Annotated in this window: 31 protein-coding genes, 1 tRNA gene and 1 pseudogene; 19 read left to right on the top strand and 14 right to left on the bottom strand. The window is 53.7% G+C overall.

Annotation, left to right across the window (positions count from 1 at the left end):
* Positions 1 to 255: 255 nt before the first annotated feature.
* The gene (locus DXY38_RS10500; protein WP_115071589.1) at positions 256 to 699 is read right to left on the bottom strand and encodes a hypothetical protein; all 444 of its coding nucleotides are present in this window, start codon (positions 697 to 699) and stop codon (positions 256 to 258) included.
* A gap of 324 nt (positions 700 to 1,023) precedes the next feature.
* Here DXY38_RS10500 and DXY38_RS10495 point away from each other — a divergent pair, with 324 nt between their 5' ends.
* Positions 1,024 to 1,323 carry a hypothetical protein gene (locus tag DXY38_RS10495; RefSeq protein WP_115071588.1) on the top strand — a complete coding sequence of 100 codons (300 nt, stop codon included), beginning with the start codon at positions 1,024 to 1,026 and terminating at the stop codon, positions 1,321 to 1,323.
* 192 nt (positions 1,324 to 1,515) lie between these two features.
* On the opposite strand, the gene DXY38_RS10490 is transcribed toward DXY38_RS10495, so the two are convergent.
* Entirely contained in the window at positions 1,516 to 1,713 is a 198-nt protein-coding gene (locus DXY38_RS10490) for a hypothetical protein (protein ID WP_115071587.1), read from the bottom strand.
* Positions 1,714 to 1,871: 158 nt separating this feature from the next.
* On the opposite strand from DXY38_RS10490, the gene clpB reads away from it, so the two are divergent.
* On the top strand, positions 1,872 to 4,463 hold the full coding sequence (clpB, locus tag DXY38_RS10485) for an ATP-dependent chaperone ClpB (RefSeq protein WP_115071586.1): 2,592 nt from the start codon (positions 1,872 to 1,874) through the stop codon (positions 4,461 to 4,463).
* A gap of 199 nt (positions 4,464 to 4,662) precedes the next feature.
* Here the strand turns inward: clpB and DXY38_RS10480 are convergent, their stop codons facing one another.
* Complete coding sequence (locus DXY38_RS10480) at positions 4,663 to 5,166, bottom strand: 6-carboxytetrahydropterin synthase (RefSeq protein ID WP_115071585.1); 504 nt, start codon at positions 5,164 to 5,166, stop codon at positions 4,663 to 4,665.
* A 67-nt stretch (positions 5,167 to 5,233) separates the two neighbouring features.
* On the opposite strand from DXY38_RS10480, the gene hisIE reads away from it, so the two are divergent.
* Entirely contained in the window at positions 5,234 to 5,902 is a 669-nt protein-coding gene (gene hisIE, locus DXY38_RS10475) for a bifunctional phosphoribosyl-AMP cyclohydrolase/phosphoribosyl-ATP diphosphatase HisIE (protein WP_115071584.1), read from the top strand.
* On the opposite strand, the gene DXY38_RS10470 is transcribed toward hisIE, so the two are convergent.
* Both DXY38_RS10470 and DXY38_RS10465 read right to left on the bottom strand, forming a co-directional pair.
* Positions 5,899 to 6,537, bottom strand: a complete 639-nt coding sequence (locus DXY38_RS10470) for a matrixin family metalloprotease (protein ID WP_115071583.1) — start codon at positions 6,535 to 6,537, stop codon at positions 5,899 to 5,901. The two genes, hisIE and DXY38_RS10470, sit on opposite strands and share 4 nt — an antisense overlap.
* A gap of 8 nt (positions 6,538 to 6,545) precedes the next feature.
* The gene (locus tag DXY38_RS10465) at positions 6,546 to 7,037 is read right to left on the bottom strand and encodes a DUF2214 family protein (RefSeq protein ID WP_006853302.1); all 492 of its coding nucleotides are present in this window, start codon (positions 7,035 to 7,037) and stop codon (positions 6,546 to 6,548) included.
* Between the two features lie 226 nt (positions 7,038 to 7,263).
* On the opposite strand from DXY38_RS10465, the gene DXY38_RS10460 reads away from it, so the two are divergent.
* From DXY38_RS10460 to DXY38_RS10440, 5 genes are read left to right on the top strand one after another with little or no spacing between them, the layout of a single operon-like run.
* The gene (locus DXY38_RS10460) at positions 7,264 to 8,190 is read left to right on the top strand and encodes an RNA polymerase sigma factor RpoD/SigA (RefSeq protein ID WP_006853303.1); all 927 of its coding nucleotides are present in this window, start codon (positions 7,264 to 7,266) and stop codon (positions 8,188 to 8,190) included.
* 58 nt (positions 8,191 to 8,248) lie between these two features.
* On the top strand, positions 8,249 to 8,623 hold the full coding sequence (locus DXY38_RS10455) for a YkvA family protein (RefSeq protein ID WP_115071582.1): 375 nt from the start codon (positions 8,249 to 8,251) through the stop codon (positions 8,621 to 8,623).
* Positions 8,620 to 8,949, top strand: a complete 330-nt coding sequence (locus DXY38_RS10450) for a hypothetical protein (RefSeq protein ID WP_115071581.1) — start codon at positions 8,620 to 8,622, stop codon at positions 8,947 to 8,949. Before DXY38_RS10455 ends, DXY38_RS10450 begins: the two co-directional genes overlap by 4 nt.
* A gap of 40 nt (positions 8,950 to 8,989) precedes the next feature.
* Entirely contained in the window at positions 8,990 to 9,247 is a 258-nt protein-coding gene (locus DXY38_RS10445; protein ID WP_006853306.1) for a hypothetical protein, read from the top strand.
* A gap of 6 nt (positions 9,248 to 9,253) precedes the next feature.
* The gene (locus DXY38_RS10440; RefSeq protein WP_371411007.1) at positions 9,254 to 9,826 is read left to right on the top strand and encodes a phosphate-starvation-inducible PsiE family protein; all 573 of its coding nucleotides are present in this window, start codon (positions 9,254 to 9,256) and stop codon (positions 9,824 to 9,826) included.
* On the opposite strand, the pseudogene DXY38_RS10435 reads toward DXY38_RS10440, so the two are convergent.
* A pseudogene (locus DXY38_RS10435) lies at positions 9,789 to 10,190 on the bottom strand (Nif11 domain/cupin domain-containing protein); the annotation flags it as partial. The gene DXY38_RS10440 and the pseudogene DXY38_RS10435 sit on opposite strands and share 38 nt — an antisense overlap.
* Here DXY38_RS10435 and DXY38_RS14095 point away from each other — a divergent pair.
* Complete coding sequence (locus tag DXY38_RS14095; RefSeq protein WP_256359571.1) at positions 10,128 to 10,259, top strand: hypothetical protein; 132 nt, start codon at positions 10,128 to 10,130, stop codon at positions 10,257 to 10,259. The pseudogene DXY38_RS10435 and the gene DXY38_RS14095 sit on opposite strands and share 63 nt — an antisense overlap.
* An 87-nt stretch (positions 10,260 to 10,346) precedes the next feature.
* Complete coding sequence (locus tag DXY38_RS10430; RefSeq protein WP_115071637.1) at positions 10,347 to 10,673, top strand: c-type cytochrome; 327 nt, start codon at positions 10,347 to 10,349, stop codon at positions 10,671 to 10,673.
* On the opposite strand, the gene DXY38_RS10425 is transcribed toward DXY38_RS10430, so the two are convergent.
* The 4 genes from DXY38_RS10425 to DXY38_RS10410 all read right to left on the bottom strand — a co-directional run bounded on the left by DXY38_RS10425 (position 10,649) and on the right by DXY38_RS10410 (position 12,566).
* Positions 10,649 to 10,918, bottom strand: coding sequence for a YciI family protein (locus DXY38_RS10425; protein ID WP_006853310.1), 270 nt, complete (start codon positions 10,916 to 10,918; stop codon positions 10,649 to 10,651). The two genes, DXY38_RS10430 and DXY38_RS10425, sit on opposite strands and share 25 nt — an antisense overlap.
* A 209-nt stretch (positions 10,919 to 11,127) precedes the next feature.
* On the bottom strand, positions 11,128 to 11,934 hold the full coding sequence (gene trpA / locus DXY38_RS10420; protein ID WP_038013421.1) for a tryptophan synthase subunit alpha: 807 nt from the start codon (positions 11,932 to 11,934) through the stop codon (positions 11,128 to 11,130).
* A gap of 28 nt (positions 11,935 to 11,962) precedes the next feature.
* Positions 11,963 to 12,310, bottom strand: coding sequence for a DUF3007 family protein (locus DXY38_RS10415; protein ID WP_006853312.1), 348 nt, complete (start codon positions 12,308 to 12,310; stop codon positions 11,963 to 11,965).
* Between the two features lie 4 nt (positions 12,311 to 12,314).
* Positions 12,315 to 12,566: an NAD(P)H-quinone oxidoreductase subunit L gene (locus DXY38_RS10410; protein WP_006853313.1), complete on the bottom strand. Its 252-nt coding sequence runs from the start codon at positions 12,564 to 12,566 to the stop codon at positions 12,315 to 12,317.
* A gap of 57 nt (positions 12,567 to 12,623) precedes the next feature.
* Between DXY38_RS10410 and DXY38_RS10405 the strand changes: the two genes are divergently transcribed.
* Positions 12,624 to 12,709 (top strand) — tRNA-Leu (locus DXY38_RS10405).
* A gap of 127 nt (positions 12,710 to 12,836) precedes the next feature.
* Here the strand turns inward: DXY38_RS10405 and pyrC are convergent.
* A complete protein-coding gene (gene pyrC, locus DXY38_RS10400) occupies positions 12,837 to 13,919 on the bottom strand; it encodes a dihydroorotase (RefSeq protein WP_115071580.1) in 1,083 nt (360 codons plus the stop codon).
* Positions 13,920 to 15,596 carry a SulP family inorganic anion transporter gene (locus DXY38_RS10395; protein ID WP_115071579.1) on the bottom strand — a complete coding sequence of 559 codons (1,677 nt, stop codon included), beginning with the start codon at positions 15,594 to 15,596 and terminating at the stop codon, positions 13,920 to 13,922.
* A 103-nt stretch (positions 15,597 to 15,699) separates the two neighbouring features.
* On the opposite strand from DXY38_RS10395, the gene DXY38_RS10390 reads away from it, so the two are divergent.
* The 7 genes from DXY38_RS10390 (at position 15,700) to DXY38_RS10360 (ending at position 22,806) form a co-directional block, all read left to right on the top strand.
* Positions 15,700 to 16,797, top strand: a complete 1,098-nt coding sequence (locus DXY38_RS10390; protein ID WP_115071578.1) for a calcium/sodium antiporter — start codon at positions 15,700 to 15,702, stop codon at positions 16,795 to 16,797.
* An 86-nt stretch (positions 16,798 to 16,883) separates the two neighbouring features.
* A complete protein-coding gene (locus DXY38_RS10385) occupies positions 16,884 to 17,393 on the top strand; it encodes a DUF2231 domain-containing protein (protein ID WP_115071577.1) in 510 nt (169 codons plus the stop codon).
* The gene (locus tag DXY38_RS10380) at positions 17,390 to 18,010 is read left to right on the top strand and encodes a DUF2231 domain-containing protein (RefSeq protein ID WP_115071576.1); all 621 of its coding nucleotides are present in this window, start codon (positions 17,390 to 17,392) and stop codon (positions 18,008 to 18,010) included. The genes DXY38_RS10385 and DXY38_RS10380 overlap by 4 nt, the downstream gene beginning before the upstream one ends.
* The gene (locus DXY38_RS10375; RefSeq protein ID WP_115071575.1) at positions 18,007 to 18,942 is read left to right on the top strand and encodes a cytochrome c oxidase subunit II; all 936 of its coding nucleotides are present in this window, start codon (positions 18,007 to 18,009) and stop codon (positions 18,940 to 18,942) included. Before DXY38_RS10380 ends, DXY38_RS10375 begins: the two co-directional genes overlap by 4 nt.
* Before the next feature lie 8 nt (positions 18,943 to 18,950).
* A complete protein-coding gene (locus tag DXY38_RS10370) occupies positions 18,951 to 20,639 on the top strand; it encodes a cbb3-type cytochrome c oxidase subunit I (RefSeq protein WP_006853320.1) in 1,689 nt (562 codons plus the stop codon).
* Between the two features lie 4 nt (positions 20,640 to 20,643).
* Positions 20,644 to 21,249, top strand: coding sequence for a heme-copper oxidase subunit III (locus DXY38_RS10365; protein ID WP_115071574.1), 606 nt, complete (start codon positions 20,644 to 20,646; stop codon positions 21,247 to 21,249).
* Positions 21,250 to 21,288: 39 nt separating this feature from the next.
* Positions 21,289 to 22,806, top strand: coding sequence for a GMC oxidoreductase (locus DXY38_RS10360; RefSeq protein ID WP_115071573.1), 1,518 nt, complete (start codon positions 21,289 to 21,291; stop codon positions 22,804 to 22,806).
* A gap of 22 nt (positions 22,807 to 22,828) precedes the next feature.
* Here DXY38_RS10360 and gorA read toward each other — a convergent pair whose 3' ends face one another.
* Complete coding sequence (gene gorA / locus DXY38_RS10355; protein ID WP_115071636.1) at positions 22,829 to 24,190, bottom strand: glutathione-disulfide reductase; 1,362 nt, start codon at positions 24,188 to 24,190, stop codon at positions 22,829 to 22,831.
* A gap of 210 nt (positions 24,191 to 24,400) precedes the next feature.
* Here gorA and DXY38_RS10350 point away from each other — a divergent pair, with 210 nt between their 5' ends.
* A complete protein-coding gene (locus DXY38_RS10350) occupies positions 24,401 to 24,994 on the top strand; it encodes a ParB-like protein (protein ID WP_256359570.1) in 594 nt (197 codons plus the stop codon).
* On the opposite strand, the gene dnaA is transcribed toward DXY38_RS10350, so the two are convergent.
* Positions 24,991 to 26,388, bottom strand: a complete 1,398-nt coding sequence (dnaA, locus tag DXY38_RS10345; protein ID WP_115071571.1) for a chromosomal replication initiator protein DnaA — start codon at positions 26,386 to 26,388, stop codon at positions 24,991 to 24,993. The genes DXY38_RS10350 and dnaA overlap by 4 nt on opposite strands.
* Positions 26,389 to 26,414: the final 26 nt, after the last annotated feature.

Here is a 26,414-nt window from a genome sequence, read left to right as displayed (position 1 = left end):
GAGCCAAACCGCTGTTGTTAATGAGAACCAATCCCCCATATCCCACAACAAAGTAAATTCCTGCTCTACGAAGAGCTCCAAGCTGCTTAGGATTCACAGTGAAAAATTTTCAACTTACCCACGTTAAGAGAAGAATCGTCTAGGTGCACACCATTGCCCTCCTCAACAGAGGCAAAAATAACAGGAAATCAAGAGCTTCTCAACCACAAAACCTGCGATAGCAACTGCCCATCACCAAAAAATCAATTCTCAAAATTACTTATTAATGCGCGCATAAGAGCCAGAAGCGACCACACTTTCGTTGTCATGCACATGGTTATATTCATAAACAATCAAGTCTGGACTAACTATTTTGCCAAGGAAAACGCCATCTTCATCAACATAAATCAAAGACTTTCCGTCCAAGCCTATGACACCAACAAATTTCTCGGAATGACGCGGAGACGTAATCACACCAGCAATTCTTCGGCCAACTTGCTCCTCAATGGAAGCAATGGCAGAAAACGTAGTAAAACGCTCTGCATGATGTGATGTCTTGCTGTAGCTCGTGCCATGGAGCAACGAAGCGCCTTCCGCCTCAACCCTCCAGTCACCAATCAGGTTAGGGATTTCAGGACTGACTGCTTTTGAATTAAAAGCATAAAAACAAGCTGTAGAAAGAACAGCCCCAGACAAAATGGAGAGCAACTTGATTCGCATCCTACTCAGTCAAAGACATCTTCTCTCTCATGTTAGGCGGAGAATCGCCAGCCCAACAAGCCCTATAGAATCGAAACACTTTATTAAGGCATTAATGGCAAAAAACAATCAAATATGAATCAACACTAAAAACGAAGGCAAAAATTCCGCAAGAAATGAGCGACCAACCAAAACAAGCAAAGCACTCGATCAACAACCAGGATCAAAAGAATGGGCTTAAGCGGCAGAAGCTAAACTTGCAGATATCCAACCAACTGACATCGTTAATAAATTCGATTAATGGAAACCACCTCTCGTCAAGACCTTCTCTCTTACAATAAATAGATGATTAACATCGAAAACAGGCCAAGCCCTAGCGAAATGACCTATGCCCAGGCATGGGAGGAATACCAAAACAATGGTGAAGCCTGGAGAACCGAGCATGATGAAGCCCTCCAGTCAGTGAGACTAGAGATGCCTGATGCCGGCTCTGGTGCACTTGTAGAAGCTGGATTGATCATGGCAGCTCGCCCAATCGGTCAACGCCAAGAAGCCCTGAGCCGATGGCACGAATTTTTCGAAAGCGACAAAAAAACGAATGCTTCAAATGGTTATCCATCCGGACACCCCAAATCAAGGGACTAAGACAACAGCGTCTTTTGACAACAAGAAGAATATATTGTCGCACTTTCTCTCATTGCTATCAACAAAAGATACCGCCTATTAACTTCCAAAGAACCGCACCCGTATAGCCGAAAAAAATTTAATTAATGCTGTGATTAATTTAATAATTTCGTCTTGAGACACCTTTCCTTTAGTGCTTGACGAACCTTGATATCACTGTCGAACAGCCTCCAACACGGCAAGATACAGATCCTCGTCAATCTCCCGGATGTCGTACTCCGTAGGCATGGCGCCGTGGTGATGTTCATGCACCACGGTCCAGCACTTGCGCTCCACATCACTCAGTTCGGCTCCATACACGGCATGGACACGCTCCACCAAAGCCTTGAGCAAAGCTGAATCTGTTGCCATCCCTATCTCCCATTCAACGTTGAGGATCGGCTGACCCTACAAGTGCAGGTCGGGATACCGCATGGTGGCGCAAAGACCGACCGAGCCGGATCGGTTCTCCGCTCTACAAATGCAAAAGATCCACATACGGTTCCAAGCAATAAAACGTAGAAATCGCCATGCAACCCACTGCTGAACTATTTACCGAAAAAGCTTGGTCCGCGATCATGTCAGCCCAGCAGCTGGCCCAAAACCGTCGGCATCAACACCTTGAAAGTGAGCACCTGTTGAGGGCTTTGTTGGACCAAGAAGGTTTGGCAGGCCGGATCCTCGATAAGGCTGGGGTGTCTCCACCCGCTCTGCAAACGGCTGTAGACACCTATCTCAGTCAGCAACCATCCCTCACCAACGCCCCCGACTCAGTCTTTCTAGGCAAAGGTCTCAATGCCCTGCTCGATCGCGCTGAAACACTGAAGCAAAGTTATGGCGATAGCTTTATTTCCATTGAGCATCTGCTGCTGGCCCTCGCCGACGATGGTCGCTGTGGCCGTCAGCTTCTTAGCCAAGCTGGCACCGATAGCTCTCGTTTAAAAACCGCCATTAATGCCGTGCGTGGCAGTCAGAAAGTGACCGACCAAAACCCTGAGGGAACCTACGAATCTCTCGAAAAATACGGTCGAGATCTCACGAGCGCTGCCCGAGACGGCAAGCTCGATCCAGTGATCGGTCGTGATGAAGAAATCCGCAGAACGATTCAAATCCTCAGCCGACGCACCAAAAACAACCCGGTCCTGATCGGTGAACCAGGGGTCGGCAAGACAGCGATTGTGGAAGGGCTTGCCCAACGCATCGTCAATGGGGATGTGCCTCAAGCCTTGCAAAATCGTCAGTTGATCGCCCTCGATATGGGAGCACTGATCGCTGGAGCCAAATATCGCGGTGAATTTGAGGAACGACTCAAAGCCGTGCTCAAGGAGGTCACCAACTCCGAGGGACAAATTGTGTTGTTCATCGACGAAATCCACACCGTGGTGGGTGCAGGTGCCACCGGTGGTGCCATGGACGCCAGCAACCTGTTGAAGCCCATGCTGGCCCGAGGTGAACTTCGCTGCATCGGAGCCACCACCCTGGACGAGCACAGGCAACACATTGAGAAAGACCCCGCTCTGGAGCGTCGCTTTCAGCAAGTCATGGTCGATCAACCCACGGTGGAAGACACCATTTCAATCTTGAGAGGACTGAAAGAGCGCTATGAGGTGCACCACGGAGTCCGCATTGCCGACAGCGCCCTTGTAGCTGCAGCCGTTTTGAGTAGTCGCTACATCGCTGATCGCTTTCTTCCAGACAAAGCGATCGACCTTGTGGATGAATCAGCCGCAAGGCTCAAGATGGAGATCACCTCCAAACCAGAAGAGATCGACGAGATCGATCGCAAAATCCTGCAGTTGGAAATGGAGAAGCTCTCGCTCGGACGGGAGTCGGATGCGGCCAGTCAAGAACGGCTGCAACGATTAGAACGAGAACTTGCTGAATTATCCGAACAGCAAAGCACCCTCAATGCTCAATGGCAGCAAGAAAAAGGTGCCATTGATGAGCTCTCGGCTCTGAAAGAAGACATCGAACGCGTGCAGCTGCAAGTGGAGCAGGCCAAACGCAGTTACGACCTCAATAAAGCAGCAGAGTTGGAATACGGAACGCTGGCTGGGCTTCAAAAACAACTACTAACCCAGGAACAGGCCCTGGCAGCAACCGATGACACAGCAGAAAAATCACTGCTGAGAGAAGAGGTCAGCGAAGACGACATCGCCGAGGTGATTGCGAAGTGGACAGGCATTCCCGTCGCCAAGCTTGTGCAGTCTGAGATGGAAAAACTGCTCAAACTCGAGGACCAACTGCATGAACGCGTTGTGGGGCAAGACCAGGCCGTCACGGCAGTAGCCGACGCCATCCAGCGATCCAGAGCCGGGCTCAGCGATCCAAATCAACCCATCGCTAGTTTTTTATTTTTGGGACCCACCGGTGTAGGCAAAACAGAGTTGTCAAAAGCCTTGGCAGCCCAATTGTTTGATAGCGAAGACGCCTTGGTGCGCATCGACATGTCGGAATACATGGAAAAACATACGGTGAGCCGATTAATCGGTGCACCTCCCGGATATGTGGGATATGAGGCTGGAGGACAGCTCACAGAAGCGATACGGCGCAGGCCATACGCGGTGATCTTGTTTGATGAAGTGGAAAAAGCTCATCCAGACGTCTTCAATGTGATGCTCCAAATCCTGGATGATGGGCGCGTCACGGACGGGCAAGGCCGCACTGTTGATTTCACCAATGCTGTGTTGATTCTCACCAGCAACATCGGCAGTCAATCCATCCTCGATTTAGGAGGTGATGACAACCAACACCAAGAAATGGAAAGCCGGGTCAATGATGCGCTCCGCAGCCACTTCCGCCCAGAATTTCTAAACCGAATTGACGACACGATCATTTTTCACAGTCTTCGTCGTGATGAATTGCGCCTCATTGTTACCCTACAAGTGGAGCGGTTACGACAACGCCTCAGCGAGCGCAAGCTGGGCCTCAACATCAGCGAAGAGGCGACCGACTGGTTAGCCAATGCCGGCTATGACCCGGTTTATGGTGCGAGGCCCCTCAAACGCGCCATTCAGCGCGAACTTGAAACACCAATTGCAAAAGCGATTCTCGCAGGTGCCTATGAGGAAGGAAGCAGCGTTCAAATCAAAGTGAAAGAAGAACAACTAAGCCTGCTCTGATAGCACGCTTAAGCTGTCAAATATGATCCTAAGAATTTAGAAGAGCAAAGATCAAACTCTAAAATTCTAAATTTTGCACCCCTTTTGATGGATTTATTACTAATCAATTCTCTATCAAAAGGGCAATCATCCAAGTATCATTCTTGAGCTGAACCTACTGCACAAAGCTCAATTAACACCATTCATGCCATGAGAGACATTAAATCGAAGCAAAAGGCTGACCCCCCGAATTCACAGGTTCAAACCAGTGAGGTACCGAATAATAAGTGGCTTCATTGCTGATATTTTCTCTGGCTTCTACTTTCCAACAGCAGGTTCGGCCCTGATCACGTTTTTTCAAGTGTTCATTGGCCCAGTCCCACAACAATTGTGCGGTATGTTCCATCCCTACATTTTGCATCACCCGAAGATCTAGAGCTCCCTGCTGATGAAGAGATTGCCACTGTTCGAGCAAGGGATCATCTTGGTTCACCAAAAAAGTGTGATCAAACTGATCCCTCAACTGTTTCTCTAAGGGACGCAAGCTTGAGAAATCCACCACAAAGCCACACGCATCAAGCTGCTTTGCAGCAAACCAAAACGTGAAGCTTCGGCTGTAGCCATGAACAAAATGACAATGGCCAGAGTGTTGCCATTGCCTATGACAACAGGGATACCCCTCGAAATGCTTGCTGCAGGTGAAGCCGGCGGGAGGCAGAAACATCAGCGCGGAAGAGGGAGCACACTGCGGGAGAATTGACCATGTCTACATCTACATGCACCGAGTCCCGATGCCAGCTGCTGATGTCGCCTTCATTGACGAACTCCGCTTCAACGACAAGGGGCTAATTCCTGCGATCGCTCAAGACTGGCTCGATGGGGCCATCCTCATGCAGGCCTGGATGAATCGTGCCGCCCTGGAGCTCACGTTGAGCACCGGTGAAGTGCACTACTGGAGTCGTTCTCGACAAGAGATGTGGCACAAAGGAGCGACCAGTGGTCACATCCAACGTCTCAAAGGCTTTCGCTACGACTGCGACGCCGATGTGCTCCTTCTCACCATCGAACAAGCCGGCGATGTGGCCTGTCACACAGGGGCACGCAGCTGTTTTTACGACGATGGTCCCGTGCCTAGCCAGGGAGGAGACGAGGCCGCAGCCCCTCCAGCCGATGCCTGCACCGAATTGATGCGAGTGATTGAAGACCGCCGCAATTGCCCAGAAGAAGGTAGTTACACCAATCGATTACTGGAAGGGGGGGACAATCGGATCCTCAAAAAAATCGGTGAAGAAAGCGCAGAATTTGTGATGGCATGCAAAGACAACAACGCCAGCGAAATCGCAGGGGAAGCCGCTGATTTAATTTTTCACCTCCAGGTTGCTTTGGCCCACCACAACGTCAGTTGGCGAGACGTCCAAGCCGTTCTGGCCAATCGCCGTGGGGCACCCAGGCGTTCTTAAGGCGGCCCTGGCATCGGCACACCAAAGTCACTCGGCTGCTGTCGCATCCACTGCAGGGTGAGCTGATCCCGCGGCGACAGCTTCAACACCGGGGAGGCTCCTTGCACAGGGGCCATCGCATCACTGGGAACCTGGCTATGGGCCCAAAGTCCGAAGGCGTGACCCAACTCATGAAGCGCGGTGGCCTGTTGAGACTCGGCTCTCAACTCAGGGGAAACCATCACGGTGACGTTCGGCTCAAGACGCCATACCCCCTGCCGTTGCACCTCCAACACCTGAAGCACACTTCTGCCATTGCTTGCTCGCCATCCATCAGCAAGACGTCGCCGGGGCGGCCTGCGTCGTTCGATCCGGACATGAGCCCGCTCAGAGTCTTCAACCCGGATGATCGGCAAAACCGCAGACCACTCATCGAGAGCGCGATCGATCGCGCCGAACCATCGCCGCTCCCAGCGATTGGGCTCAGCCCCTTTGGCTGGCTGAACCCAGACGCACCAGCGCGGCAGAACGGGGAATCCAGAATCGCTAATCGCCAATCTGGATCCATACCCTGGGGCATTCGTCAGATCATTACGTCGCAAAGGATCGGTCCTGATCTGCTGAGCCTGAACTGGAGGGCAGGGGTCAACTTGCATGCGTCAAATCAGGTCGCCGGAAGTCCAACTCCACGAGCCATCAGCGTTGCCAACAAGGGCACCAGGGCGAATCCAGCCAGCTCAATGTTGACAATCCAGCCCAGGCGGGTAGCCAGCGCCTCGGACACCTTGGGAAGTTCGCCTTTACGCAAGGGAATCGCCCAAAGGATGTAGGTCACCGTTGGGTACAAGGACAAGGCACCCACAGATAGGTACAAACCGACCTTCCACCAAAACAGGGGGTTCGTCGTATAGAACTCGCTGCCTTGCCCGAAATACAGGACACGAAAAATGCCACTGATCAGCAGTGCCAATGCGGCGATCCCATAGATGATGTCGGTGATCACCATGGCCGTGGCTGCCCGACGATCCGGATCCGGACGCAAGAGACGCCGCTCCACGACCAGAGCGGCGAAACAGAGCATGAAGCTCAGGTAGTGCACATAGGCCACACCAGCGCTTTTAGCAATCTCTGGAGTCAGCAAAGTGGCCAGCGGCATAACGAGGGATTCAGTGGGGCTGACCGTAGCTGCTGGCTAGCCACACTCGCCAGGGTCAGGCCCCTCTACCGGCCTCTGACTGACGCGCAACAAAAAGAAATCATGGAGCAATAATGAATAACGAAAAAAACATTAATTAGGGTGTAAACATAAATTCCGCAGTCTTTATTACGCAATCTGATTAAAAAGACTTCCGCCCTAAGTTCAAGAAAACCAGGAGTCACAGATGGTGAGTTCTCTGAGTGCTTTTCTCGGCGAAATCGGTCGGCATCAACTGCTGACACCTGAGCAGGAATTAACCCTGGGCCGCAAGGTTCAAGCCATGGCAGCTCTGACTGAGCGCTGCACAATGGCAGGTGGCGAAGGCGATGCATGCGTTTACAGCGACGAGGAGAAGCGCACGATCAAGCGAGGAGAAAAGGCGAAAAATCAAATGATTACGGCCAATTTAAGGTTGGTTGTCAATCTTGCGAAGCGTTATCAAGGCAAGGGACTGGACCTTCTTGACCTCATCCAAGAGGGCACGCTCGGGCTCACCAGAGCGGTGGAAAAATACGACCCCACACGAGGGCATCGTTTTTCTACCTACGCCTACTGGTGGATTCGTCAAGGTTTGAACCGCGCCCTGTCGACCCAAAGCAGAACCATTCGCATCCCTGTGAATGTCAATGAAAAACTAACGAAATTACGCGCAGCCAAAGCGCGTTTGATGCAGAGCAATGGTCTTGCCCCATCGGCGGAGCAATTGGCCGAGAGCATGAAATTACCGATCAGCGAAGTTGAAGACTTACTGGGCTGTGAACTTCGCAGCGTCACCGTGAGCCTTCAGGGTGTGGTGAAGTCGAAATCGGATCCATCTGAATTGGTGGATGTCTTACCCAGTGACGAAATCCCACCCATGGAGCGGGCCGAAATCGCCGAGCGGACGGACTCCGCTTGGAAGCTACTCGACAATTCGAACCTGACTCCCAAGGAGAGAACCATCGTCATGCTGCGGTTTGGGCTTGATGGAAGCCACGAGTGGCGCACCCTTGCCGAAGTTGCCCGACAGATGAACTGCAGCAGGGAGTATTGCCGCCAGGTGGTGCAAAGAGCTTTACGCAAACTGCGTAAAACCAGCATTCAACATGGCTTGGTGGAACCCGCCCACTGAAAATCCGGCGAATTCGGTGATAGTGGACGTGTCATGCCCAACCAACGCTGAATCGTTCATGACTGATGCCTCCTCTTTCACGGAACCCATTTTTGAAGCGGATGTGATTGACAGCTCCGTCATTGATGAGGGAGTTTTTCAACGTCTACTCAGGCGCGCAGGAAGAACGATTGCGGCCCCAGCCCTTGAAGCGCTGGAGATGGTGCTAGATGCGTCCACGCCGGCTCAAGCCAGGCTCACCATGCTGGCAGCCCTGACCTACCTGCTCATACCAACCGATCTCATCCCCGACTTCCTACCTGTCGCGGGATTTAGCGATGACCTGGTTGCCTTGACTGCCGTGATCGGTCTCTGCAGCAAACACATCACACCCGACATCCGTCTACGGGCACAACGCAGACTGGACCGATGGTTCCCCCTCGGTCGCTCATGAATTCCTGGTCTGCCGAGGTCGAGGAAGAACTGGCCATCGTCCTGAAGGATTGGCTGAAACAGCAGGGTCGAACTCAAGCCGACCTTCGCCGGAGCCTCCGGGCAACCTCAACGCGCATGCCCGCTCTGATGGAAGTGCTTGAGCGGGAGCACCGCCTCGGAGGACTTCCCCGTCTCGCGGCAAAGCTCTGCAGCATCGAAGCCGATTGGATCAACAATGCCCCGGCCCATGCCAGCGCTTCCGCAGGAGACTTAACGACGGACACAGATCCATTTGGCCAACTCGATCTTCTTCTGCGCGAAATCCGAGACGATCGCGGCAACTGAACGAGATCGCAGGCAAAGTGGTACCAGATGCCTTCCTGCCTTGCGTTTATCCGCTTCCCTCGTCTTCAGCGTCGGACTCATGGCTGGTGCTGGTCTCTTTGTTGTGGCTCCCCAAATCGCGCAGGCTCAATCAGAGACATGGCTGCTCGGACCCAACAGCCGCTCAGGGCAAGGCAGCACCGTGGTGCCTACCGATTGCGTGACGGGAGACGATGGATCGATTACCTGTAACACCAAGATCGAAAACCCCGCAGGAACCACCCCTGCCAAGCCTTACTACAACCCATTCACCAACTAACCAGCCGTGCCTCAGGCCCGTCGTAAGCGTCGATCCTTCATGCTGCTCGTCGACTCCGCAGAGCAACAAGTAGCCAAGCTGCTCACGGTTATCACATCCGTGGTGATTGTGGCGGCCCTGATCCAACTCACCATTCGGGTCAGTCTTGCGCTGATTTACACCGATCGAAATTCCTATTGGTTGGGTGATGGGCTCATCAAAATTCTTGGGGATCTGCTCACCGTCCTGATTGCCCTGGAAGTCCTTCAGAACGTCACGAGCTACCTGAGGAAACATGTCATTCAGATTGAACTGGTTCTGGTAACAGCTCTCACGGCTGTTGCGAGAAAAGTCATTGTTTTACCTGCAGGATCTGAAAATAAACCACAACTCCTCATTGGGCTGGGGATCGCTTCGATTGCCCTGGCAGGCTCCTACTGGCTGGTCAAACGCTCAAGCCCTCTCTATCCAGCGGCAAGAATGGAGGACTGGAACCCACAGGCCAATACAGAGCGAGCCATAGAGTCCCAGGACTTGGATCTGTCCGCTCCAGGCGGTGACGACGATGGGCTGGAATCAAGAGCTGATCACCCACGCTGAGGTCAAGACAGTCATCTGGATCCTTGAATTGCAACCTGGCACTGCCACGCATCAGGGTCAGCCACTCGTTTTCAGCCTGGTCGTACCAGAAGTCTTCGGGGCTAGAAGCCGCACAAGACTCGATCCGCATCAATCTCCAACCAGGACCTTGGCAAAGCATCCGCTCTTGCTCCTCTCCAGGCTGTAACTCCTGGCTAAGCAACAAGTTGTTCGCGGGCCGATCCATGGCCGCCTCCTCTCCATCGCCCCATCGCCGAGCGATCTCAAAACCCCAGGAACGGGCAAGCTCAACGACTGAGTTGTGATCATCACAAGCGGCGAGCTGCTGACGGCGCTCAGGATGCTCGTGCAGGGACTGAACCAAGCCATTCAGATGATTCACCTTCTGCAGGAATCGCTGAAGATCCTTTTCGGCCAACTGGAACGTCCGTGATTCTTCTAATCCTGCCAACAATCGAGACAGGCATCAGCACGGCAGCAAACAAGGCAGCAAACTATGGCTCTATGGCCATCTGTGAGCATGATTCGACTCCTCTCATCCATCCTGCTGGCCGTGCTGCTCTTGTGGCCATCAACTGCACTTGCCGTGGAGTCCGGAGCCTCGTTATTTCAAAATAATTGTGCTAGTTGCCACCCCAATGGCGAAAACATTATTCGTCGCGGGCGCACACTCAAGATCAAAGCTTTAACCAAGCGTGGAATTGATAGCAGTGAGGCCATCGCGCAAGTCGCCCGAGAAGGAATCGGACAAATGAGTGGTTACGCCGATGCCCTTGGTGAGGGCGGGGATGTGATTGTGGCCGAATGGGTTTGGCAACAAGCTCAAAATGCCTGGATCCAGGGATAAACATCTAGCTGAGTCCAAATTCCTTCGCGCCAATACACGTCTTGTTCGAGCAGGGCACAAACGCTGTCCTTGCTGTCTGATTCAAAAATCGCAAATACGTGCGTACTGCCCTCTGTGGGACCCAGCGTGATTAAGGTTCCCTGCTCTTTAAGCACTCGCAGTCCAGCAAGATGCTCGTCTCGAAAAGGCTCACGCTTTTGAAGTGCGCCCTCGCAATAGGTTCCCCATAGAACGAAGCGTGCCATTAGACCATCCACTTACAGGTTATTGTTGACAATAGGATGGCATCTTCGAGGCGCACAAATCACTTGTATTCAATGAATTGAAATTGAATTTACATTGAAATCGAACTGGATTTGAATTGGATTTTTATGGAATCGCTGTTTGCGATTGTGACGAGTGAATTGCGATTCGATTTAGTTGCAATGAAGAATTTCATCAACTAGTAAAATCATCATCCAGCAGCATCCCTGAGTTGCCTGCAAAACTCTCCAGCCTCTAATGCAACTTTCCCGGGCGCTGCAGCGGCGATTCGTTTAACAAGAGCACTGCCAACAATTGCACCATCAGCTCCCCATTGTTTTACTTGCAAAACTTGTTCAGGACCCGAAATCCCAAACCCGACAGCCACTGGACCGCTGTTGCAGGCCTTTAAATCGCTCACCAAAGAGGCCACACGATCTTGGAGCTTGACGCGCTCTCCAGTCACACCGGTCACACTCACCAAGTAAGTGAATCCACGGCTGGATTCAGCAATCCTCTGCATACGATTTTGTGGTGTTGTTGGTGCGACCAATAACACCAAATCCAATCCAAACGTTGCCGCCAAAGGCGACAATCTCTCGGCTTCCTCTAAGGGAAGATCGGGCACCACTAATCCTGCAGCGCCAGCAGCAGCAGCTTCCGCAAAAAAACGCTCTGGTCCCCGATTGAGGAGCGGGTTGGTGTAGGTAAACAGAATCACAGGCATGCTGAGCTGACCTTTCAAGCCAGCCAGCATCTCGATCACTTTCGCTGGCGTGGTTTTTTGCTCTAAAGCCCGATAGGCAGCAGCCTGAATCACAGGCCCATCAGCCAATGGATCCGTATAGGGGATGCCAAGCTCAACAATGTCAGCACCATTGGCTTGAAGGCTCAAAAGCACTTCAGCCGTTGTGCTCAAGTCTGGATCTCCTGCCATCAAGAATGGCATCAATGCCATGCGTTGTTCCTGAGCCGTTCGGGAGAAAACCGCTTCAATCCTCGAAAGTTGATCCGTCACAAAAAGCAGAGGGTCTGATTAACGGAGCCTACGGTTCTGAGGTCTGTTCCGATTCAGACTCATCCAAATTGAGAGAGGCCAGCAGGGCTTGCTGCTCATCCGGACTCAAGGCATCAAAACGTGCCTGAAGCTGATCGGTTGTGAGTTGGTCGTACTCCTTTCGGTAGCGGCGTCGCTGCTGCATATACGTCATCTGACCAGTCACAACCCTGAAGAGGTAGGAGCCTGTCCAGCCCACAACAATCACCACCAAGACGGCCTCAGCAGCGATTCCTGCTGAAAACCCCTCAAACCCTGCAGCCTTAAACAGCCAGAATCCAGCGCCTCCCGCGAGTAAGAGCCCCAGACCCAGCTTGAGAACACCAGCACGCGTCAAAGACTTAAACCTCTCCTTGACCGCTGAGGCGGAAATTGAGGAATGGTGCGAACAGAATCATTCCCGGAAAGAAAAAGAAAACCAGCCCGAAGACGAACAGGCGCTCAATCTTGCCCATCACGTGCCAGCGCCGATTCATCCAAAAGAAGAGTGCCAGTGGCATCACCACGAGGTAAAGGCCACCCAAGGCCAGATAGCCACCGATCACAAGCAGCGTGTCTAAGGAGACCGAAGACAGGAGATTCTCGATGGACACAGAAGACGACCTGGTTGGAGTCAATCTAAGATGTCGAGGCGGGCCTGCATGGCAAGCGGGGGCGTGGCGGAATCGGTAGACGCACGCGACTTAAAATCGTTTGGGATGAAAATCCTGTGGGGGTTCAAGTCCCCCCGCCCCCATCCGTCCAGGCGCGCACGTATTGGAGCCCACATTCCAATGTCCGCAATGGCAACCAGTGAGGCAACCATTGAGGGAGTCAATCGTGGATCCAGCAGCTTTTGGGGAAGCGAATGTGATCCTGATCCCTTAATCCCCAGCAGCCAGGTCAACAGACCAAGCCAGAGACTCGCCAGCATGAAAAAACACAGGGGCTTCTCCAGAGTCAAGTTCTCCTACAAGACCTTGAGGGAGAGTGAGCTGGTTCGGCACGGTCTGCGGCTGACGCACCAACGCAATGGTGTCTGTGTTGAGGGGCAATCCGTAAAAGCGCGGGCCAAATTCACTCGCAAAGGCCTCTAAGCGATCCAGTGCACCCTCCTGGTCAAACACAGCGGCATAGCTCTCCATGGCATGCATGGCGTTGAAGATTCCGGCACAACCACAGGCTGACTCCTTCCCCGCTCGGGGATGGGGTGCGGAATCCGTGCCAAGGAAAAAGCATGGAAGGCCACTCGTTGCCGCCTTAACCAAGGCACGACGATGACATTCTCTTTTGACGACAGGAAGACAGTAAAAATCACTTTTCAAGCCACCCACGAACATCGCATTGCGATTGAGATGGAGGTGATGCGGCGTAATCGTGGCAGCCAAACGCTGGTCGCCGCTTGCGACGTAATCCACGGCCTGCTCTGTGGTGATGTGCTCTAAAACAATCCGCAATCCAGGGTGACGCTGACGCAAGGGGATGAGATGTCGTTCAATAAAAACCGCCTCCCGGTCAAACACATCCACATCTGGATCGGTGACCTCTCCATGAATGAGCAAGGGCATGTCGATCGCCTCCATCCTTTCCAGCAGGGGCGCAATCAAAGCCAGATCGCTCACCCCAGCCGCTGAATTGGTGGTGGCATTGGCGGGGTAAAGCTTTGCAGCAGCAAACACCCCCTCCGCAAAACCTCGTTCCAGCTCTTCGGGATCAAGGTCATCCGTCAGATACGCAGTCATCAACGGTGTAAAAACCAGGCCGTCTGTCAGCGCGTTCTTAATCCTCTGGCGATACCGCTGCGCAGCTTCCACGGTCGTAATCGGTGGGCGCAGGTTAGGCATGACAACAGCCCTTGCGAACACTCTGGCCGTGGCAAACAGCACCGCTTCCAACATGGGCCCATCGCGGAGATGGACATGCCAATCATCCGGACGACGCAAGACCAGACGATCTGAGCAGGTCATCTAGGAAGAAAGCTCCTGAAGCTGAGGCAATTGATTGACGGCACGCAACAACACCTCATAACGACTGGCGCTGACGTGATCTTCGGGCAGAAGGTCAAGAAGCTTGAGTTTCTCCAAGCGCTTGCGTGTCGCCCCAGGGTGGACAACGACATACACCAAACGGCCTACTTCAATGGCTTCTTTGATCGCATTTTCAAGGGCCAGGGAGGCCGTTACACCGAGGTGAGACACTTCACTGAGATCAAACAACACAGCCTCACAAGCCTCAATCGCATTGTGCTCACGATTGATGGTTTTAGCGACACCAAAAATCATCGGCCCGGTTAGCTGAAAGAGCAAAAGTCGTCCAGATGCACGATCGAGCAGCGCTTGTTCATCAAGCGGCAGCGTCACATCATCATCGGTGGTACTAATTGTCTTCACCCCCTTGGACTGAAGGGCCGTCATCCGTTCAATCGTTAGAACATTGGCAACAAAAACTCCAATGAACACGGCCCAAATCAAATCGACGAGAACGGTGAGACCAATCACTCCATACGTAATGCATGCTGCTTTCATCGAAAGATGATGAGCGCGCATCAAAAAACTCCAATCGATAATGTCAAAACCAACCTTCAGGGCAATCCCGGCCAGCACAGCCAAGGGAATCAGCGAAGCCCAAGGTGCTGCCACCAAAATGACAAGCATCAAAATGATCGCTCTCACAATTCCCGACAGGGCAGAACGTCCGCCCGCCTGAATGTTGACAACCGTTCCCATCGTGGCGCCAGCGCCCGGGAGGCCACCAAATAAACCAGACACTAAATTACCTAGACCCTGACCGATGAGTTCCTTATTGGAGTCGTGTTCTGTGCGCGTAAGGCTGTCAGCCACAACAGAAGTGAGGAGGGCATCAATACAACCAAGCATTCCCAACACGGCCCCATTCACCACCATCAGCCGCAGCAAATCTGGAGTAATTCCAGAAAATGTAGGTGGCTGAAAACGAGGAAACTCAGCGGAAAACTCAGGAATTCGGCTTAAACCAGCATCCGAAAAGATGCTGAGAGATAACGCTGTTCCAACAACGAGGGCGAGAAGCTGGGGAGGACAAAAACGCTTCCAACTTTCAGGGGTAAACCAAAGAATCAGCAGCGTGATGAGTGCAAGTAAAAACTCCAGCGGTTGTGCACCGGAAATCAACTGAGGCAGACTGGATAAGGTGCCAATCACACCGCCCGTTGGACTGGTCTGACCCAAAAATGGGGCCAGCTGAAGGATGACAAGAATCACCCCAATTCCAGACATAAAGCCTGAAATCACGGTGTAAGGCATCATCGTGATGTATCGGCCTAATCGACAAAGTCCGAACAGGATCTGGAAGAGGCCTGCGAGCATCACCACCATGAAAGCCAGCGCCAGCGCTGTCGATCGGTCGGGGATTTGGCTGGTGAAATTGAGGATCACCGCTGTGAACACCACCGTCATCGGACCAGTGGGCTCAGAGATCAGCGTGGATGTCCCACCAAACAGGGCCGCCACCAGGCCAATAATCACTGCACCCCAAAGACCTGCAGCCGCACCAGCGCCAGAAGCCACGCCGAAAGCCAGCGCCATTGGAAGTGCCACCACAGCAGCCGTGAGCCCACCAAAGGCATCACCACGGATGTTGCGAGTGCTGATGTAATTAAGGAGCACCAGAGTCCCGTCTTTGAAGTTGGATAATGCTAAGTCTCTTCCTCTTTGCAGCCGTCAAGGCGAGCAAGGAAGATAGTTCTGAATCTGAAGAAGCACGGAGTCGATGCCTGACTTTCTGATCTCTACCCTCGAGCTCTTGGTGGGAATCGGACTTCTGTTCGGCGGGGGCGAGTTATTCGTCCAAGGTGCGGTCATTCTGGCTGTCATCCTCGGCGTCCCTCAGCTGGTCATTGGCCTGACGGTGGTTTCGCTTGGGACGAGCGCACCAGAATTTTTTGTCAGCATCAGTTCCGTGGTGCAAGGGGCTGATGCGCTGGCCGTCAGCAACGTGGTGGGGAGCAACATTTTCAATGTGTTGGTCGTGCTCGGCTGCAGCGCCCTCGTTCTGCCGCTGAAAGTGGAAAGCCGTCTGGTGAGAAGGGATGTCCCGCTCCTCCTTGCCGTTTCGGCGGCGGCTTGGGGGATGGCATCGGCGGGACGTGTGACCTGGCAATCAGGCGTTGCACTCCTGCTGGGTCTGGTGATTAACACCGTCTGGGAAATCCGCACAGCACGGGAGGAACCAGAGGAAATGGAACCTGCCGAACCAGAGATTGACCTCGAGACAGCTAAAGAGGGTTGGTTCAAGGCCGTGGTGCGCCTTGTCGTTGGCATTGTTGTTCTCGGATTTGGCGCCAATCTGCTTGTGAATGGAGCCAGTGGAGTTGCCGAGATCCTCAAGGTTCCTCAACCCATCATTGGTCTCACCATTGTTTCTGCAGGCACTTCCATGCCTGAACTGATCACTTCAGTGGTCGCAGCATTGAAAGGAAGAACGGATCTCGCGATCGGAAATGTTGTTGGCAGCTGTCTTCTCAATCTTCTTCTTGTCCTTGCTGGAGGAGCATTGGCGGCTGGATCAGACGGCCTAAGTGTGAGCCAGGATTTAATTCATGACGACATGCCAGTGATGATTCTGACAAGCCTGGCTTGCCTACCAATCTTCTGGACCAAAGGACGAATCAGCAGGCTTGAAGGGGGCTTACTGGTTGGCCTTTACTTCCTATACATCACTGACAACGTTCTTCCCCGCACAGGGCTCTCGTCATGGTCAGACGAATTTCGCCTCATCATGCTTTGCGTTGTACTGCCTGCTGTTGTCGTGCTCATCACGGTGCAGGCAGCTCGCTATTGGAGACAGCTCAAACGAGAGGGCGCATAACGTTCAACAATGGCTTCTGCTTCTCTTCCGTTATGGAGGGATGACTGCGGAGCAAAAGCTATCCATGCTTAAAGAGCACGATCGGCATGCCGATGATTGGGCTGCTGCTCCCCCCGCTCAACGACAAGAATCTCCCCTGGCTGGATGTGATTCATCCAATTGTGGTTCATTTCGTGATTGCGATGGCGCTGATCACGGTGGTCTTTGACCTGATTGGAGTGTTCACAGGGCGGCGCAACCTGTTTGAGGTGAGCTTCTGGAACTTGCTGGTAGCGACCGTGGCCATCTTCGTCGCCATCATCTTTGGACAGATCGAAGCCGGCCTAGCCACTCCTTATGGAGCTTCAAGAGACATTTTGAGTTACCACAGCACCCTTGGCTGGTCGCTTGCTGCGATTCTCAGCCTCCTGACAGGGTGGCGATATGTCGCAAGACAAAAAGACCCCACAGTGCTGCCACGAGGATTTCTGATCATTGATTCAGTATTAGCAATCCTGGTGTTTTGCCAGGTTTACCTTGGCGACAAACTTGTTTGGATTTATGGCCTCCATACGGTCCCGGTGGTCGAAGCCGTCCGTAGTGGAGCCCTGTCATGACTGTCATCAGCACCATACTCTCGCCGGTGAATGAAATCGCCGACAAACTTGGGGCGAATGATCTCCCCTACGCGATCCCGATTCATCCCAATTTGGTGCACTTCACCATTGGCTTGTTTGCTATCGGAATCGCCTTTGATTTTGCCGGAGCCTTTTACCCCCTAGAGAAAAGAGTTTTTCGTTTCTTAGCACTACCAGCCACACGAAGTGGGTTTCACGATGTTGGCTGGTACAACCTTCTCGCTTGCAGCGTGATCACCTTTTTCACCGTTGCGGCTGGCTTTTACGAAATGCTGCTTGCCGTTCCACTGCAAGGAGTTAGCAGCATCATTGGCCAAAACGCGATCGACACGATGCTGTGGCATGCGATCGGAGGGGTCGCCCTGCTTCTGATCATTGTGGTGATGACCATCTGGAGAGGGTTTCAACGATTTTTGTGGCGAAAAGACTTTGGTCGTCAGGTGAGCTGGCTCTATCTGGGATGCGGTGCTGTCGTGCTCCTCGTCATGGGCGTCCATGGAAGTCTTGGAGCCTGGCTTGCCAGTGAATTTGGTGTTCACATCACAGCCGATCAGCTCCTTGCTGCCGGGGCCGATCTCAATGAGGTCTTGCCATGACGAGCGCAACTCCCAAGAAGGGGCCAAATATTGGCGCCATTGTGATCATCACTGTCGCCGTCGCTATCAATCTGGTCATCTCGAAATTGATGGCGACTTGGTCTCTGAGTTGGTTCCCACCCCAAGCATCCAGTGCCGCACCTTACGTCGACAATCTGTTCGCACTGGAGACGGGGATCGGCTCATTCATCTTTTTTGGATGCACCGGCTTTATGGGCTGGGTGTTGTTATTCAACCGGGCTGGAAAGTACGACGAAAGTGATGGGGCACCGATCGAAGGCAACACCAAATTAGAAATCACCTGGACGATCATTCCCCTGGTGACGGTCTTCCTGATCGCCACTTATTCGATGAACGTCAATATGAAGCTTCAAACCCTCGGGCCGAAGCACAAATACGCCATCGGAACCGATCCAACTCTGCTGATGGAGGCAGATCCGATTGCTGAGGTGGGACCGATCGATGTCATTGCCCGTCAGTGGAGTTGGGAATTCGTTTACCCCGACGGAGTTCGCAGCTCTGAGCTACATCTCCCGATTGATCAGCGTGTGAATTTCCGAATGATTTCGGAAGACGTGATCCACAGTTTCTTCGTCCCGGCCTTCCGGCTCAAACAAGACATCATTCCCGGAAGCATTATTTCTTACAGCCTTACTCCAACAAAAGAAGGGCGATTCCGACTCCGAGACGCCATGTTCAGCGGTGCCTATTTCTCCCAGAACCAAACCGACGTGATTGTCGAAACCCCACAGGATTTCGCCGATTGGTTAAAGACAACGGCACAACAACCGCTCCAACAAGGTCTTGATCCAAGTCGCGCCCTCTATGACCGCCGCATCGCCCGTGGTGACAAGGGCTGGGCCACGGTGCCGCCCGCTCCAGCACCGATGGTGAACGACCCCGGTGATCCCTCCATTCCACACGACGCCTGAGACATGCCATGACGACGAACACCTACGACCTTCGCATTCTCAAGGCACCACATCCAGTTCCTGGAGCCCCTGACAACTGGAAGCGCTTCTTCAGTTTCAACACCGACGCAAAGGTGATTGGAATTCAATACATCGCCACGGCCCTTTTCTTCCTTTTAGTGGGTGGCCTATTGGCCATGATCGTGCGGGGCGAACTGATCACTCCTCCAGCCGATCTTGTGGACCCAACCGTCTACAACGGCCTCTACACCATGCACGGAACAGTGATGTTGTTCCTGTTTCTGTTTCCCATTCTCAACGGTTTCAACAATCTGTTGATCCCCACGATGATCGGGGCACCAGACATGGCATTTCCGAAGCTGAATGCCGCTGCTTTCTGGCTGGTGCCAGTGTTCTCCATCGTCTTGATGGGAAGTTTTTTCGCCCCTGGCGGACCCGCCTCATCGGGATGGTGGTCGTACCCACCGATGAGTTTGCAAAATCCACTCGGCCATTTCATCAATGGAGAGTTTCTCTGGATTCTTGCGGTGGCCCTGTCCGGCATCTCCTCGATCATGGGCGCCATCAATTTCGTAACGACCATCATCCGGATGAGAGCCCCAGGGATGGGCTTCTTCCGAATGCCGATTTTTGTTTGGACGGCATGGGCCGCCCAGACCATCCAGTTGATAGGACTGCCGGCTCTCACAGGTGGTGCCGTGATGCTGCTGTTTGACCTCAGTTTCGGTACAAGCTTTTTCAGGCCGGAAGGTGGCGGTGATCCAGTGTTGTTTCAGCACTTTTTCTGGTTCTATTCCCACCCGGCCGTTTACGTGCTGGTGTTGCCAGTGTTTGGAATTTTCTCTGAGCTCTTTCCGGTTTATGCACGCAAACCTTTATTTGGCTATCGCTTTGTAGCAATTGCCTCGTTCGGAATCACCTTTCTGAGCCTGATTGTGTGGGCTCACCACATGTTTTACACAGGCACACCGAACTGGATGCGTCACATCTTCATGTTCACAACGATGCTTATTGCCATCCCAACTGGAGTGAAGGTATTCGCCTGGTTGGGAACACTCTGGGCAGGCAATTTGCGCTTGAGCACACCAATGCTGTTCTGCATCGGCGGTCTCATAAATTTTATTTTCGCGGGAATTACTGGGGTGATGCTAGCCACCGTGCCCATTGATATTCATGTAGGCAACACCTACTTCGTTGTAGCCCACTTCCACTATGTCATCTTCAACACCATTGTTTTTGGTGTTTTCGCCGGTATTTACCACTGGTTCCCAAAATTCACAGGAAAGATGTATTACGAAGGCCTTGGGAAAGTCCATTTCGTTCTCACCTTCATCGGAGCCACGCTCAACTGGCTTCCACTTCACTGGGCCGGCTTGCTAGGCATGCCCCGTCGTGTGGCCTCCTACGACCCAGAATTCGCCATCTGGAACGTGATTGCAAGCATCGGCGCCTTCATGCTTGGCGTCGCCTCCATCCCCTTCATCCTGAACATGGTGAGTTCCTGGGCGCGCGGACCCAAGGCTCCTCCCAACCCTTGGCGAGCGATTGGTCTGGAATGGCTGCTGCCATCCCCGCCTCCGGCCGAAAACTTCGAAGACGACATTCCGACTGTGATTAGTGAGCCTTACGGCTATGGCTTAGGCAAGCCCTTAGTCGAAGACCAAGACTTCTATATCCGTCGCTCCATGGAGGCCTAAAGCCATGACCACAACCAATCCCGACTTACCCCTTAATCATCAACCCGGCCACATCAAACATGATGGGCACAACCTCACAGGTTTTATCATTTTCCTGTGTTCAGAAAGCATTATTTTCCTAGCATTTTTCACTGGATTTGCACTGCTCAAAATCACCGCACCAGAGTGGCTTCCTGAAGGCGTTGAAGGGCTGGAAACAAGCATGCCTTTGATCAACACAATTGTCCTGGTGAGTTCAAGCTTTGTAGCCTATTTTGCTGAACGGTATTTACATCAGAAAAACCTTTGGGGCTTTCGAGCTCTATGGCTTCTCACGATGGCGATGGGAACCTACTTCGTTTATGGGCAATATGTGGAGTGGTCCGAACTTCAGTTCGGACTTAGCAGTGGTGTTTTTGGCGGTACGTTTTTTCTGCTAACGGGATTCCATGGCCTGCATGTGATTACAGGCATTCTATTAATGGGAATCATGCTGCTTCGATCCTTTAGGCCAAACAATTACGAGAAAGGCGATATGGGTGTCACTTCAGTGAGCTTGTTTTGGCATTTTGTGGATGTTATTTGGATCATTCTTTTCCTCCTAATTTACGTCTGGCAACGCACCACCTAATCCGTCTGAGTTTTTAGATCTGCCTTCATTTTCCCCATCATGATCATCGACGACCGCCATTACGACGTCATCATTATCGGCAGTGGTGCCGGTGGTGGAACGCTTGCCGGTGCCCTTAGCAGGCAGGGGCATTCCGTGCTGATGCTCGAGCGCGGCGAGGCCATGGCGCTCGAAGATCAAAACGTGGCCGATGTGGATCTGTTCCGGAAAGATCGTTACCACCCCAAAAGTGAACGCTGGTTTGGCCCCGACGGGGATCCGTTCGCACCACAAACCACCTATTCCCTCGGCGGCAACACCAAAATCTGGGGCGCCGTCCTGGAACGCATGCGCGAACAGGATTTTGGGGAAGTCCCGTTGCAAGAAGGGATTTCACCGTCCTGGCCAATCTATTACGACCAGCTCTCCCCTTATTACTCAGCCGCTGAAAAGCTGTACCGGGTCCACGGTCGCTCTGGCGTTGACCCAACCGAACCAAGCCGCTCTTCCCCTTTTGACCATGAGCCAAAACCCCTGGTTCCCTTTCTTGAGCCCCTGCGAGAAGCGCTCAAACGCCAGGGATGCCAGCCCTATGACCTACCGCTGAGCTGGTCCAATAGCCAGGAAGATCCGAGTGGAGATTCCCAGCTGTATGGCCTCGATAATGCCGATCCTTCTCACCTAAAGATCCGAACGCAAGCCACGGTCAAGCGTTTGCACGTGAATCCGAGCGGCAGCTCCGTCAAGGGAGTGGAAGCCGATGTAGCTGGAGAAACATGGCTGTTCAAAGCCGATCTCATCGTGCTTGCCGCAGGTGCCATCAACACTCCGGCCATCCTGCTGCGATCGCAGTCCAGCCATCACCCCCGCGGCCTCAGCAATGGGTCCGATCAAGTTGGTCGCAACTTGATGAATCTGCAACTCACCTCCATCCTGCAGCTCGCGAGCGAACGCAACGACGGACGCTATGCGCGGTCGCTCGGAATCAATGACTACTACTGGGGTGACAAAAACGTCTCCTTCCCCCTCGGCCACGTCCAAGCCGCGGGAGGCGTTCTTCAAGACGCCCTGTTTGCAGAGTCACCGCCGGTGTTGTCCCTTGTCACCAAGATGATTCCCGACTTCGGACTGGAGCGACTGGCGTCCCGCTCGGTGGCTTGGTGGGCCATGTCTGAAGTCTTGCCCGACACCCACAACAAGGTGTGGCTCAATAACGATCAGATCCGCATCAACTACATCCACAACAACCGCGAAGCCCATGACCGACTGGTCTATCGCTGGATTGACACTCTCAAAGCCATCGAAGCCGACCCACTCACGCGCGTCGTCAATCCAGCCCCAACCCACCCCCGGGGCGAAGCACCCTTAAGCGTGGTGGGCTACGCATGCGGCACCTGTTGCATGGGCAGCGATCCAGCGGCCTCTGTGGTCGATGCCACAGGGAAATGCCATGAACTCGACAATCTCTACATTGCCGACACGAGCTTGTTCCCAAGCTGTCCCAGCGTTGGGCCGGGTCTGACGACGATCGCCTTAGCCCTGCGCTTAGCTGACACTCTCAGCGAGCGCATGAGCTGACCCAACCCAAGGGATTGAGGGATCAGGCCATCGTCACAAACTCCTCTGAAACCGTCGGATGCAAGGCCATCGTGCGGTCGAAATCAGCCTTGGTCGCGCCCATCCCGACAGCGATTGCAGCCATCTGGATGATTTCAGCTGCATGCTCTCCAACCATGTGACATCCGAGCACCCTCCCGCTGCTCGCCTCCAAGACCAGCTTCAACAAACAACGGGGACCGTGTTTTGGCAAAGCCTGAGCCATGGAGCGAAAACGGGCGCGATGAACCACAATCCGATCCGCACCGAGCTTGGCGATCGCCTCCTCTTCCGATAGGCCCACCGTGGCCAGCTCCGGCTGGCTAAAGACAGCACTCGCCACTAAGTCGTAATTCACCTGTCGAGCCTTGCTTCCAAACACACTGTCTGCAAAGGCACGACCCTCATCCACAGCAACGGGGGTCAAGCAAATGCGATCCGTCACATCTCCCACGGCAAAAATGTGGGAGAGATTGGTGGCTTGATCTGCATTGACCGGGATCCGACGGCCCTCCACCACCACGCCAGCAGCCTCGAGCCCTAGGCCTGAAAGGAATGGTTGACGCCCAGTCGCCAACAAAACCCCGCCACAGGGAAGCCGATCCCCACTTTTGGTGACAACGGTCAAATCGTTCGGTCGGCCCTCAATCGCAGCGAGGCCTTCTCCAAAGCGCAGATCGATGCCCTTCTCCTGCATGCCCTCCTGCACAACGCCTGAAAGCTCGCTGTCGAAACCTCGTAAAAGCTGTTCACCCCGCACCAGCTGGGTCACCCCAACGCCGAGGCCTCGCAGGATGCCCGCAAATTCACAAGCAATAAATCCGGCGCCAACCACCACCACCTTGTCCGGAAAACGCTCCTGCAGAAACATGTCATCGCTCACCCAAGCGAGCTCCGCCCCTAGGACCTCCGGCCGAACAGGGCGCCCACCCACGGAAATCATCACGCGCTTGGCCTGCAGCACCTGATCGATCTCGCCCTCACACAGCCTCGAAACGCCAATGCGATGGGGATCGAGAAATCGCCCCCAGCCTTTGATCAGCTCCACCCCCGCTTTGGCCAAAAACTCGATGTGAAGCGCATTCAGGCGATCCACTTCGTGACGAACATTGCTCAGAAGCACAGACGTATCAAACGTTGCCCCCTCCACACTCACGCCATAACTGGATGCCCCATCGAGTTGTTCGGAGAGAAGAGAGCCGTACACCAAAAGCTTTTTCGGCACACAGCCACGAATGACACAGGTGCCGCCAACGCGATCTCCCTCCACAATCGCCACCTTGGCTCCATAACGGGCCGCCCGTTTGGCAGCCGCCAGACCTCCAGACCCAGCACCGAGAACCACAAGATCAAAGATTGGTTCCATGGAGCGCACTGTTTTCTCACATCTTGCCCGCAGGCTTCGGCGCAGGAACACCACAACAATCGAAGCCCAGTCAGCTCACAGATGATGAGCGACTCAATTCAGAACTCAACCTCGGCATAGTGGGATGCATGCAGCGTTGAGATCTGCCCTCTGCATCTTCCTGAATACGCCCCGATACCTGACCACACCAAAGGGTTCAAACTCTTTGAGGTGGCCGTTGCTGACCTTCAACCCACACAGATGTGTGTGGGGATGGCTGAGGTATGGAATCGGCAACGCGATTTCCGTGAGGAAAGTTCCGAGGAGCGTCGTCGCTATCTCAATCGCAAGCCAGTCCCTCTGGTGCGCAATCAGCTTGGACATCTCTGGATGGTGGATCGTCATCACCGCCTCCGAGCCTTGCTCGAAATGGTTCCCAGCATCAAGACGTTCGGCTACGTGATCGACGAGCTGCCCCATAAAACCAGGGAGGAGGCGCTTCAAGCCCTGCATCAAAAGGGGTGGCTTTATCTTCACGACGGACGCGGCAATGGCCCTTGGCCGGCGCACGACCTGCCCGCCACCTTGCTTGGCCTCCAGGATGATCCTTACCGCAGCCTGGTTTGGAAACTCAAGCAGGAGGGAGTGATCAAGCCTCAGCCCTTAATTCCATATCACGAATTCCGTTGGGGGCTTTGGTTGCGAACACGGCCCATGCCTCCCTTTAGCTCTCAACATTTGGATCCCGCCCTGCCTGCAGCACGCCGGCTTGCTCGCTCATCGGCTGCATCCCATCTAGCGGGCTGGAAGGGTGGTGATCCCTAACGCCTGCGGCGAGAGTCAATTTGCAATAGATCCTTCACCCGTTGAACCTGACTCGCGAGTTGAGGGTCGGTCGCCAGCTTTTTTTCTACTTGCTCAATGGCATAAATCACGGTGGTGTGATCCTTGCCTCCGAAGGTGTCGCCAATTCTCGGCAAGCTCAAATCTGTCCCTTGCCGCATCAAGAACATCCCCACCTGACGCGCCTGACTCACCGCCCGACGCCGGCTGCTGCTGCGCATGTCATCCGCCGTGACGTCGAACACCTCCGACACCTTTTCGATCACTTGCTGCGGTGTGACATCAACGCCCTGCCCGCTGGGATCGAGCATCGGCGCCACCGATTCCACGGTCATCGGGATGCCTGTGATCGAGGAAAACGCAACAGCCCGAGTGAGCGCTCCCTCAAGCTCGCGAATGTTGGAGGTGAAGCGTCCAGAAATGTATTGGATTAAATCTCTAGGGAGAGCAACGCGCTCTTGCTCTGCTTTTTTCTGAAGAATCGCCATTCGCGTTTCCAGATCAGGGGCCTGGATATCAGCAATTAATCCCATCGAGAACCGAGAGATCAATCTCTCCTGCAGCCGGGGGATCTGGCTGGGTGGCCTATCGCTGGCAATCACAATCTGTCTCCCTGCATCATGCAAAGCATTGAATGTGTGAAAGAACTCTTCTTGGGTGTATTCCTTCCCCTCAATGAATTGAATGTCATCCACCAAGATGAGATCCGCAGCCCGATAACGGTCTCGGAAAGCCTGCATGCCGTCCTTACGAATCGCAGTGATCAAATCATTGGTGAACGTTTCGGTCGACACATAAAACACCCGTGCTTCCGGATCAATCTCCAGGCGGTAGTGCCCGATTGCCTGCATGAGATGGGTCTTCCCTAGGCCCACGCCACCACAGATGAACAGCGGATTGAATTCACGACCTGGGGCCTCAGCGACGGCCAAAGCAGCGGCATGGGCCATCCGGCTGTTCGGTCCCACCACAAATCGATTGAACACGTAGCGCATGTTCAAGCCGGGGAGCCGTCGAGGAGGGCGGCTGCTCGGCGGCGCAGCCACTGCTGCAGCCGTTGAGGCCGGCGGCTGGCTGGACGCCGACGCTTCCGACACAGGAGTGCCCCCAGAGCCCGCGTCTTCATCGTCTTGAGCGAGCACGATCACCTCGATCGGATGACCAGTGATCTCCTGCGCCACTTCAGCGATCGTGCTGGCGTAGTTCTTGCGCAGCCAATTGCTGGCGAAACTATTGGGAGCCTGCAGGGTGAGCGTTCGATCCTGAAAGGAACTGCAGCGCGCAGGACGAATCCACGTTTCAAAGGTGGGCTTACTGAGATTGCTCTGAAGGGCGTGCTGCACCTTGTTCCACAGCTCACTGCCCGTCAGAACCACATCCCACCTTCTGCGAATGCCGAATC

The organism is Synechococcus sp. UW179B (assembly GCF_900474245.1).
Taxonomy (GTDB): Bacteria; Cyanobacteriota; Cyanobacteriia; order PCC-6307; family Cyanobiaceae; genus Synechococcus_C.
Note: the sequence above shows the minus strand (reverse complement) of the source record. Positions and strands in the feature narration are given on the sequence as shown.